Genomic DNA, 10,596 nt, shown 5'->3' with positions numbered 1-10,596 from the left:
GAGATTCAAAGGCTGAGCCTCGTAATGTCCACGCTGCTAGATAACCTTGAGAGAATAAGAAGAATTGGAAAAACGAAAAAATGATGCGAGAGGAATCCTTAGGCATATATAGCGGCTTTCCAGAAAGATGCCACCACGCCTTCTTCTTAGGGATCAATGTTCCCGTACCCGACGCCCAGAAAGCGCTAGTGTGTATGATGTATGAATTGAATGGGCGCAGCGTGAAGGATCAATGGTCTAGGAGTGTTGGGACAGATATAGATGTTATTTTCGAGTTCGGGGTTGCCGATGGCTTAATATTCCATTATATTAACTCAGACACGTTGAACCTTCTCTTAAAGACCATTAATGAAAGAGAGATCCGCATGCTCGACTTCATCTGCATCATCAGATATTATATGCGGGGCGCTAGGAGGAATGGGAAACGCAGAGCGTTGCGATTCGACTACTATTTTCTGAGGTTCATTTTTAGCAATAGACATCTCAAGATAAGGGTTTTTCACGAGAAGGGGCCTCAACGTATATCGGCGAGAGAGATAATAGAGTTTCTGGTGGAGAATATAAGCCCAGTTCTCACTGATGAGACAGATGTTAGCGGGTAGCCGGGCAGACCACTTATCTCTCAGATAATTTAAGTTTATCGAAAACTAGTCTCTGAATATCCATGGAGACTTCCTCTATCGGCCTGTTCCCGTCAATCAGTAGGAGGTCGCCCCTCCTAACGAGGCTCATGTAAATCTCCCTAACCCTGCTCTGCGTCTCGAAAGTTTCCATAACTGATCTTTTGTGTTTCTTCATTATTCTCTCCATAACAACCTCTATAGGGGCGTCTAGATAGATCGCTAGGTCTGGCTTCGGAACCATCTTATTGATCTCCATTATCCAGTTGATGTCAAGCCCGGCGGCGCCCTGATAGGCTAGTGACGAGTAAACGTATCTGTCCGATACAACTATTTTCCCCTCATCAAGCATAGGCTTTACCTCCCTCTCAACATGATCTATTCTGTCAGCGGCGAATAGGAGGGCTTCTACGGAGACAGGTATGCGCCAACGCCTCTTCAAAACATATTTCTCTATAAACTTGCCGATCTCGCCTTTGCTCGGCTCACTCGTATAAACGGCCTTAAAACCCCTACTATTGAGGGCTTTAACGAGCAAGTGAGATTGGGTTGTCTTACCGCTCTTGTCAAGCCCCTCTATGCAGATTAAAAAACCCTTTACCATTTCCGGGGCAGCCTCTAACATTATTCAGAGAGCTAAGAAGTATTAAAAAGCATATCTCGCTGAAAAGGCTTAATAGCAGGTCGGAGTAATCTCTAGAATTGCTGGTGGTCTTCAATGTTCAGGTTTAGTAGGGAGCAAACGGTTTTCGAGATATCTGGCATTAAAGTTGGCGGCCAGCCCGGAGAGAATCCAACGGTTATGATTGGGAGCATGTTTTATAAGGGGGATAAAATTGTTCGAGATGAAAAGTCCGGCGACTTCGATCTGGAGGCCGCTAGGACGCTGATCTCTAGGCTTGAGGAGATCTCAGATAAAACTGGGCTTCCAGCAATGCTTGACGTTGTCTGCTCGACTAAGGAGAACGCCAGAAGATATATCGAGTTTGCCACTGATGCCACTAAGATGCCTCTGCTAGTAGACTATGTTTCTGAGGATGCTGCCGTGAGCGGCTTGGAGGCCGCTAGGGAGGTCGGCATAATTGACAGGTTGATTTTAAACTCCATTAACCCTGAAACCAAGCCAATAGTATATGAGAAAGCTGAGGAGGTTGGCTTACGGTCAGCTATAGCGCTCACATACTCTACGAGAGCTATAATGTCCTACAGGGAGAGAATAAGGCTGTTGGAGACGCTGATACCTAAAATTAAGGCCGCTGGGATAACGAACATACTTGTAGACACGGTTGTCATGGACATCGCCACATTAGGGCTGGCATGTAAGGCAATATTCGAGATTAAAGAACAATACGGTTATCCCACCGGGTGCGGAGCCCATAACGCGATAGCATCATGGAAATCGCTTAAAGACAAGAAAGACAGGGTTTTAAGCATGGTTTGCTCATCAATCGCCAATGGGCTGCCAGTAGCCGTCGGAGCGGACTTCATACTTTATGGGCCGGTAAGCGACGCAGAATACATTTTCCCAGCAATAAGCCTAATAAACGCAGCGTACGCGCAAGTATTGATGGAAGAAGGAAAACGCCCGAAGCCAAACCACCCGAGATTCAAAATATCCCGCCTATAAACAATTTATGCGCGCAAAAAATTAATTAATCCCCTTAAACAGAGAAAAACAAGAATAAGACGATAATGCGGCCGTCGTCTAGCCTGGTTAGGACACAGGCCTTCCAAGCCTGCGATCCCGGGTTCAAATCCCGGCGGCCGCACCAAAAAATCTTGCTTATTTTGGGAAACAGGGCTTAAAATTCGCTCCGTTTTTGCTGGTTTAAGGCTGTTCTGGGGTAATCTATTTTTCGGCTGAAAAACTCTCACCATAACTGCTTGGTCGGCTTATCTACTTTTCTCTAATCTCTTATGAGAAGACTATGACGATTATAAAAAAAATGGAGTAATCAGCCAGAGAAAATCTAGTAGAAAACCGAGGAAACCCGGAATTAGCCAGAAGTCTAAACCTATTTTTACAGCGTACTGCAAGGAGAGCGGAAAGATTAGTGGGGCTGTCTTGCCAAAAATTTTTTCCGTGATAATCTGGAGTTTACTCCAAATGGTTTTTCTATTGATTGCTTTCGGCGCAAATCTATTTAGATATAGGCCTTCAGCAATAAAGTAGGGTAGGAAAAAGGGGATAAAAGTGGCAAAAGCTAGAACTCTCCTAGTTGAGAATAAGTTTTTAGGATTGTCACGACAACCCGAAAATTAAATGTTAAAAGGCCAGTCGAGGAAGGCTACACCCGCATAAAGGATTAAGAAGACAATCACCGCCACCATTATGTTCTCTTTGAAGAACGATTGCCCAAACATGTTTCTAAGCGCTAATTTTCTACCGAGCAGCCTACTAGAAAACTTGGTTATGAGCATTAAGCCCATTAAGCCTGAAACAAGCAGCCACCATGTCACTGAGGATCCGAAAATTAGAGGTGGGAACAGTGCGTATAGCCCAACAATGAATAACGGGATAAGTAGAGTGAGGTTAATTAAACCCCACATTAAATATAAGCGCCATCTTATATCTCTGTGGGCTATTTCCTCCACCTTAACCGTTTTTAGGCCGGATTCTTTAATGAAACCTTCATTCGTGTAGAGAGCCAATATCGGTGCGCCGAGGGCTCTAAGCAGCGCTGTTAGAACGCTGATTTCCCTTTGAAGAGGGCTGTAACCTCAAATAGTTGATCGCAGAATAGACTCCGAAGCTGGGTTCCCTTCGCCCATCAGCAACAGTTCCCTGAGACTGTCCATAACCGTATAGGTCGAGGCATAGGCTGATGAAACCCCTGCGAACCAGCTCGAGCCCAATACAGCTCATCATCTCCTTGGAGCCGCCTATCCCATGTGCGAGGATAACAGCAGCTGCCGGTTCATCGGCCCTCAAGGATGCTGGCCTGTAAAGTAACCCGCTCAATTCAAACTTTTCTTCCTCTATGGAAACCCTCTTCACATAAACTTTGCCAAAATCGGAGTCAGGAGAAACAGCATAATAAACTCCTGAGAAAAAAGAAACGAGATCAATAGGGCTGAAACGAGCCAGCTCTTACTGACCCGCATACTTAAAACCCGAGTCTATTTAAACTTTAAAACCTTATAAAATCTTTCTTAAAGGCGCAATAGCCGCAATATCTCAGTTAGATGCGCTAGGATCATGAAGAGGGTTTTTAGGCCTGTTAAACGATGGAATAGTGAACGGTGTCGCTGTCTTCCGTTAACAACAGTTATCTCATATTTAACGCGTATAGGATCGCCATCAAGACTGGGATAAGGGCGGGTTAATAAGCTCAAAGACATCCTACCGGCATCTCTATAACTTTTATAGGTAATTTTTATATGGAAGAACGCCCTCCAATGAGGAGGTTACTAACGATGAGGGAGAGGGTTTGAGTAAAACTTTATTCTCGATAATCTCCATTTTATCTCTGTTACTTATAGCAGCCCTTATAACTTTTAACATAGATCCTGAGGCTAGACGTCAACAAAGAGGATCCTATAGGATCTTTCCAAGGGACACTGCTCATTGGTTTGGGTGGGTTGGCTTCTTTATCTTTGCGGCTTCAGCTTCCTATTCAGCCTTAAAGAGGGGTTTCCCAAAGAGCATTAAAACTTGGCTGTTGTTTCACTGCATAACAGGGGCTCTCTCTATAGTGCTCGTTGTCTTCCACATGATCAACAAAATACAGGCCCCAAGGCCAGGATACTTCATTAGCTTCTTCGCCTTTCTCCTCATGGCTGTAATAGTTGTAAGCGGGATGCTGGGACGATATGTGAAAATTAAATTCATAGAAGATTATTGGAGAACACTACACGTACCGTTAACGGTAATCTTTTACTTCACGCTAGCCTTCCACATCCTCGAAAAAATAAACCTATTATGGTAGGCTTCAAAGACAAAAGCGCGCTAAAAACGGCACCTTATGAGCAGTTTTTGAGGCATCAGTTTATGCCATTCCCGCTCGCTAAGCCCAAATCATTAAGGCCTCATACAATTTTCCTTAGTGGCAGGAGGACAGCGAATATTTTAAATTCGCTCAAACAATCTTTGGATAGTTAGAGGTGATTCCTCTTGATGAAGCTGTCGTTTAGCACTTTAGGCTGCCCTAATTGGGATCTGCAGAAGATTGTTAGGAGCGCCGCTGAGATGGGTTACGATGGTGTTGAATTTCGTGGTCTGCTTGAAGACCTAGATATAAGTAGACGCCCAGAGTTTACAAGAGATCTTAATAAAACGAAGAGGCTGCTGGCCGATTACGGGATCTCGATCTCCGGCATATCAATATCCGCCCGATTCGCCGTCGTAGACCCTGAAGAAAAAAGAGAGCAGTTTAATGAGGCTAGACAAAACATGGTGTTAGCCGCTGAATTAGGCGCCCCCATAGTTCGCATATATGGTGGCAGAATACCTGAAGGCTACACTCGCGAGACAATAATGCCTATAATCGCACAGAACCTGAGGGAGATCGGCGATGAAGCCGAAGACCATGATGTAACCCTAGCCTTGGAAACCCATGACGACTGGATTGACACCGCGCTTTGCGCTCAACTCATGAGGGAAGTTAACCATAAGCGTGTACGCATACTCTGGGACCTGCATCATCCATATAGAATGAGAGGCGAGAGCCCTGAGGAAACCTACAGAAATATTGGTCAATATACGGTCAGCGTGCATGTTAAAGACTCAATAGTAGAGGACAATAAAGTAAAATATGTTCTACTAGGGGAGGGAGACATCCCAATAAAAGAAATGCTTAAGATGCTATTAGAGGGGGGCTACCGCGGATACGCCATAGTGGAGTGGGAGAAAAGATGGCATCCAGAGCTCCTAGACCCCGAAATAGTTTTCCCACAATATGCGCGGAAAATGCGGGAATGGTTAAATGAAATCCAAGCTAAAGGCACAACTGCCTGAAGAATGAGAAAAAGAAAAATATTTCAAAAACACTCTTTATTAGTAGCCATAGAAGAAATCATTTAAGTGCTCCGGTAGTATAGTCCGGTCAAGTATAGCGGCCTCTCGACAAAAGATAAGGGGAGGAGAAAGCCGCGGACCCGGGTTCAAATCCCGGCCGGAGCACCAATACTCTTTCATCTTATTGTTGAATGTTTACCGAAATTCTTAAATGGTTCTTTTCCCTCTCTTAAAAAGGGAGGAGCTTAAATGATTTCGGCTTGGGAATGGGTCATTATTATTCTTGCGGTAATAGTTCTGTTGCTTTGGGGACCTTCAAAGATACCTGAGCTTGCTAGGGGTTTAGGTAGGGCTAAGGCTGAGTTTGAAAGAGCCTCCAGAGAGTATCTTTACGAATCCTCAAAGCCTGCGGTTAAAGAGACGAAGGAGAGCTCAACTGAAAGCGACGAGACAATAATTTTGATAGCCAAGGCGCTCGGCTTAAACACGGAGGGAAAAAGTAGAGAGCAGATACTCCAGGAGATACTTGTCAACATTATTGCAAAGAAGCAGGAAAAGTAGAGGAATTTTCAGAGTTTTCTCCGCCTCTTGCGTGAACATATATGCTTAGAAAAGAGAAGTACATGACTTTCTGGGAGCATACGCAAGAGCTTATCCAGAGACTTAAAATAGTATTTTACACGCTCATCATATCAACCGTCGCCGTGATGATTTTACCGGCAAACCTATCATTCATAAACGATCCATTTAATTCATATGAGCCGTTGATTGCCGCGATTCTGAGGATGGTGAGGGAAAGAGCGCTTCCTCCAGGCGTGAAGTTAATAGGCTTAGAGTTCATATCGCCAATCGAACTGTATTTGGTTTCATCGCTTGTCTTAGGACTCATAATTACTTTACCAGTATTTGCCTATGAAATATTGAAGTTCATTGATCCAGCCCTCTATCCCCATGAGAGAAGAGCCCTATATTCCTTCTTAGCCTACTTTACTGTGCTCTTCGTGCTAGGCTTATTTTTTGGCTATTATCTTCTAGTTCCCCTTGGCTTCGCCGCCCTCATACCGTTCTTCCAGATGGTTGGAGCGGAACTGTATATCTCGGTTACCGATTTTTACTATTTCGTTTTCTTCCTCACCATTATGTGCGGGCTTGCATTCACCCTTCCAGCCTTTCTAGTTCTACTTGTAAAATATGGAATTATTGGTACAGATATGCTTACGCGGGGCAGAAGATACCTATATGTTCTTCTTCTAGTAGTGGTCTTCGCCATAACCCCCGGAGAAGGTGGTCTAGCAAACCTACTGCTCTTCTCAATCCTATCAGTGCTATTTGAGTTAGGAATATTGATCGCAAAGAAGAGTGAAGGCAAAAAAGAGGGGATCACTACGCTACTACCCTTCATGGAAAGGAAATGCAAATTCTGCAACAAAAACATCCCGGCAGACGCTGTATTCTGTCCAAACTGCAAAAAATCGCAAAAGTAGGCTCTATAAAAATCCTACGTTAGCACTATAAAAAATAATTCTCTAAAACCTTTAAATAAATAATTTAAAAATGTTTATGCTATCCTATATGATCGCTTCTTCGGTTTTCTTGTCGAATACATGGATTTTATCCATTTTGAAGGCTAGCCAGATCTCGTCGCCTATGTCGACGTTTACTTCTGCTGGCGCTCTCACCTTTATTATCTCGTTTCCAACCGTTACATCGATTATTATTTCGTTTCCCATAGGTTCCGTAACATAAACTTCTCCCTTGATCGAACCCTTCACTTTTCGATCTCTGTACACTTCAATATCTTCCGGCCTAACCCCTAACACGATCTCTGGAGAGGAAGCTTTCTCCCTAACCATCTTTCCCAAATCGTCTGGGAGCGTGAGCGCAAATTCCCCGGAGTCCAGTATGCATAAGCCGTCCTTTTCCTTTAATGTGCAGTTTATGAAGTTCATTGGCGGGCTTCCTATAAAGCCTGCAACGAAGAGGTTGCTTGGATGATGATATACTTCGTATGCGGTTCCAACCTGCTGTAGAACGCCAAGGTTCATTATTGCAATTTTATCAGCCATAGTCATCGCCTCAACTTGGTCATGTGTAACGTATACTGTGGTAACCCCCAGCTCCTTCTGAAGCTTTTTTAGTTCAGCTCTCATGTAAACTCTGAGCTTAGCGTCTAGATTGCTTAACGGCTCATCCATGAGGAAGACTTGTGGCTTCCTCACGATCGCTCTACCTAATGCTACCCTCTGTCTCTCTCCACCGCTAAGCTGTTTAGGTTTTCTATCCAGCAGGTGGCTTATTCTAAGCATCTCGGCTACTTCCTTCACCCTCTTCTCTATCTCGTCTCTAGGGAATTTTCTTATTTTTAGAGGGAAAGCTATGTTGTCGAAGACGCTCATGTGCGGGTATAGGGCGTAGCTCTGAAAGACCATGGCTATATCCCTGTCCTTTGGGGGAAGATCATTCACCAGTTTATCCCCTATATAGATTTCTCCCTCATCCGGATATTCTAGCCCAGCGATGCACCTAAGAGTCGTTGTTTTACCACAGCCGGAGGGCCCAAGAAGAACCAGAAACTCTCTGTCCTTCACCTCAAGGCTTAAATTCTTTACAGCTATAACATTGCCAAAACGCTTCACTAGGTTCTTAATAATAACCTTGGCCATGGCGCACCAAAAAATCTTAGACTAGAAAGAACGATATAAAATTTTTGGGAATTTCGAAGAAACATTAATTTAAAACTCGGATTTCTTAAATATTTCCAAAAAACATATAAATCTTTTCTAAAATTATAATGAAATGGTGAGATTTGTGTCCGAGAAGAAAATTTCTAGAAGGAAGTATATCGCTGCGGTTGGTGCTATAGCTGCGGCGGCAGCGATTGGTGGCGCAACATATTATTATCTTCAGCCTAAGGAGAAGCCGAAGTTAAGGGTATGGTATAGGATGACGTTTATTGAGGATCTCAATAATTATGTGCGGGATAAAACTTTAGAGTGGGCTGAGAAGAGAGGCGTCGAGGTTGAGATATCGCAGTTACCCTTCACCGAAATTTACTCTAAGCTTACTGCGGCGGTTGAGGCTGGAGATCCGCCCGATGTATCCTTATGGGCTCCAGAGGCTCTGGCTGCTGAAAAGCCGGAAAGAAGGTTGTTGCTTCCGCTGGACGATGTTATAAATGAGATTGGTAGGAACGACTTTTTCGAAGCCTCTTTAAAGGGGCATACCATAGATGGGAAAGTCTATTGTTTACCCTTATGGTGTGAGCCCTATCTCTGGCATATTAGGGGAGACGTCGTCAAGGAGTATGGTATTAAGATTGAGTCCCCCCTCTCATGGGTAAAGGCTAAAGAGATAGCTGAAATAGTCAATAAGCCTGAAGCAGACTTTTACGGGCTCGGCATCACCCTAGGAATGAATGAAGACACACAAAATCAGTGGAATAGTTTATGGTGGGAGTTTGGCGGGAGATATTATACTGAGAAGAGGGCGAGGGGCGTAGCAATAGATTCCCCCGCTACCCGAAGAGCCATTGAGTGGATCGTTGATGCTTGGGAAAGGAAGCTTATACCGCCAGATGCCATTGAATGGGACGCTGCAGGGAACAATAAGTGCTACATTGGAAAGAGGGGGATGTTCGTTATGAACCCGGCCTCAATAATGTACGCTCTACGGACGAGTGATCCTGACTTATTTGAGAAGACACTGTTAGCTCCGGCACCAGTCACGTTCGGAGGAACGAACGGCTTCCACATATATACTACTTGCAAGTATCCAGATCTGGCAAAAGACTTGCTGGTATATATGCTAAGTGATAGGGAGCTCTACAGGAAAGCCGTCTGCGAGGCCTCTTGGGGCTACTGTTGCCCAGTCCTAAAGGATGTCGCTGAGGAACTGAAGAAGATACCTTACTGGGAGCTTTTCGCTTATGCTGCGGAGTACACTCACCCCGGCAGCTATCCGAGCGATGAGCCATGCATGGGGCTAGACGAAGCTGGTCCAAAGTACATAATTGTGCAGATGCTTCAGAAAATATTGATTGATAAGGTTCCAATGGATGATGCGATAAGATGGGCGCATGATCAATACGTAGAGATCTTCAGAAAACACTATGGAGACTAAAACAAATAGATGGGCGTAACGGTGAACTTATGAAGATTACTGGAAAAGGGAGAGAAGCATTAAACGGATACTTACTGCTAATCCCGGCGTTCGGATTACTGGCGGCCCTCCTTATCTACCCAATTTTTTATGCTGCTTGGATGAGTTTTCACTCTAAGATTTTTGGCGGCCCAGCCATATATGTTGGCCTTAAAAACTATGTGGATATATTATTTGACCCAGAGTTTTACAACTCCTTCTTGAGGAGCTTTATTTACACGTTTGGTGCTGTCTCATTCAAGTTGATTATTGGCTTGCTCGTCGGCATCCTATTGAACAGGGAATTTAAGATGAGGCGTATAGTTAGGTCAACGGTCATTTTACCTTGGGTTATACCCCTGTTTGTGGTAGCCTTCATTTGGATGTGGATGTACGACTACGCTTTAGGCTTACTAAACAATGCGCTTAAAGCTGCCGGTTTACCGGTGGTATATTGGCTCAGCAGGGACAACGCTATGACATCATTAATCGTTGTGAACATATGGAGGGGCTTCCCATTCTTCGCCATGGGGATTTTATCCGGGCTACAATCGGTTCCACAGGACCTCCTTGATGCAGCAGCTGTTGACGGGGCCTCCGCTTTCCAAAGATTTAGACATGTAATCCTCCCCTGGATCATGCCGGTTATAGGCATAGTTAGCCTCCTCTCAATGATATGGACTTTTGGCGACTTCACCACAGTATGGCTGCTGACTAGAGGGGGGCCGGGGAAGGCTAGCACAACTATACCGATTTACCTCTACTACATAGTTTATGCCGAATTTGATACGGGCAAGGCGAGCGCCGCAAGCATACTAACACTGCCATTCTCCATTTTCTTCATCTACCTTATTGTAAGGCTTCTTAGGAGGGCGCAGGAAT

12 protein-coding genes and 2 tRNA genes are annotated in these 10,596 nt (G+C 44.5%); 10 read left to right on the top strand and 4 right to left on the bottom strand.

The genetic code is table 11. The features are described from left to right. Positions 1-80 precede the first annotated feature (80 nt). A complete protein-coding gene (locus QXR61_08640; protein ID MEM3758008.1) occupies positions 81-602 on the top strand; it encodes a hypothetical protein in 522 nt (173 codons plus the stop codon). Between the two features lie 13 nt (positions 603-615). Here the strand turns inward: QXR61_08640 and tmk are convergent, their stop codons facing one another. Further along, entirely contained in the window at positions 616-1,224 is a 609-nt protein-coding gene (tmk, locus tag QXR61_08635) for a dTMP kinase (protein ID MEM3758007.1), read from the bottom strand. Between the two features lie 114 nt (positions 1,225-1,338). Between tmk and QXR61_08630 the strand changes: the two genes are divergently transcribed. Then, positions 1,339-2,247 (top strand): tetrahydromethanopterin S-methyltransferase subunit H, encoded by a 909-nt coding sequence (locus QXR61_08630; protein MEM3758006.1) that lies wholly within the window; start codon positions 1,339-1,341, stop codon positions 2,245-2,247. 67 nt (positions 2,248-2,314) lie between these two features. Continuing rightward, positions 2,315-2,392, top strand: a tRNA-Gly gene (locus QXR61_08625). A 487-nt stretch (positions 2,393-2,879) separates the two neighbouring features. Here QXR61_08625 and QXR61_08620 read toward each other — a convergent pair. Continuing rightward, complete coding sequence (locus tag QXR61_08620) at positions 2,880-3,272, bottom strand: hypothetical protein (protein MEM3758005.1); 393 nt, start codon at positions 3,270-3,272, stop codon at positions 2,880-2,882. Positions 3,273-3,291: 19 nt separating this feature from the next. Next, positions 3,292-3,582 (bottom strand): hypothetical protein, encoded by a 291-nt coding sequence (locus QXR61_08615; protein ID MEM3758004.1) that lies wholly within the window; start codon positions 3,580-3,582, stop codon positions 3,292-3,294. A 469-nt stretch (positions 3,583-4,051) separates the two neighbouring features. Between QXR61_08615 and QXR61_08610 the strand changes: the two genes are divergently transcribed. The 5 genes from QXR61_08610 to QXR61_08590 all read left to right on the top strand — a co-directional run bounded on the left by QXR61_08610 (position 4,052) and on the right by QXR61_08590 (position 7,061). Beyond that, a complete protein-coding gene (locus tag QXR61_08610) occupies positions 4,052-4,549 on the top strand; it encodes a hypothetical protein (protein ID MEM3758003.1) in 498 nt (165 codons plus the stop codon). Positions 4,550-4,737: 188 nt separating this feature from the next. Next, positions 4,738-5,577, top strand: coding sequence for a sugar phosphate isomerase/epimerase family protein (locus QXR61_08605; GenBank protein ID MEM3758002.1), 840 nt, complete (start codon positions 4,738-4,740; stop codon positions 5,575-5,577). 68 nt (positions 5,578-5,645) lie between these two features. Continuing rightward, a tRNA-Glu gene (locus QXR61_08600) sits at positions 5,646-5,745 on the top strand. A gap of 81 nt (positions 5,746-5,826) precedes the next feature. After that, positions 5,827-6,138 (top strand): twin-arginine translocase TatA/TatE family subunit, encoded by a 312-nt coding sequence (locus QXR61_08595; GenBank protein MEM3758001.1) that lies wholly within the window; start codon positions 5,827-5,829, stop codon positions 6,136-6,138. Positions 6,139-6,179: 41 nt separating this feature from the next. Continuing rightward, entirely contained in the window at positions 6,180-7,061 is an 882-nt protein-coding gene (locus QXR61_08590) for a twin-arginine translocase subunit TatC (GenBank protein MEM3758000.1), read from the top strand. Positions 7,062-7,145: 84 nt separating this feature from the next. On the opposite strand, the gene QXR61_08585 is transcribed toward QXR61_08590, so the two are convergent. Further along, positions 7,146-8,240, bottom strand: a complete 1,095-nt coding sequence (locus QXR61_08585; GenBank protein ID MEM3757999.1) for an ABC transporter ATP-binding protein — start codon at positions 8,238-8,240, stop codon at positions 7,146-7,148. Positions 8,241-8,385: 145 nt separating this feature from the next. Here QXR61_08585 and QXR61_08580 point away from each other — a divergent pair, with 145 nt between their 5' ends. After that, positions 8,386-9,696: an extracellular solute-binding protein gene (locus tag QXR61_08580; GenBank protein MEM3757998.1), complete on the top strand. Its 1,311-nt coding sequence runs from the start codon at positions 8,386-8,388 to the stop codon at positions 9,694-9,696. Between the two features lie 29 nt (positions 9,697-9,725). Next, a partial coding sequence (locus tag QXR61_08575) for a sugar ABC transporter permease (GenBank protein ID MEM3757997.1) occupies positions 9,726-10,596 on the top strand: 871 nt, incomplete at its 3' end.

This window comes from Candidatus Bathyarchaeia archaeon (assembly GCA_038882715.1).
In the GTDB taxonomy this organism is placed as follows: domain Archaea; phylum Thermoproteota; class Bathyarchaeia; order Bathyarchaeales; family DTEX01; genus DTEX01.
This window is presented reverse-complemented; position numbering and strand designations above follow the sequence as displayed.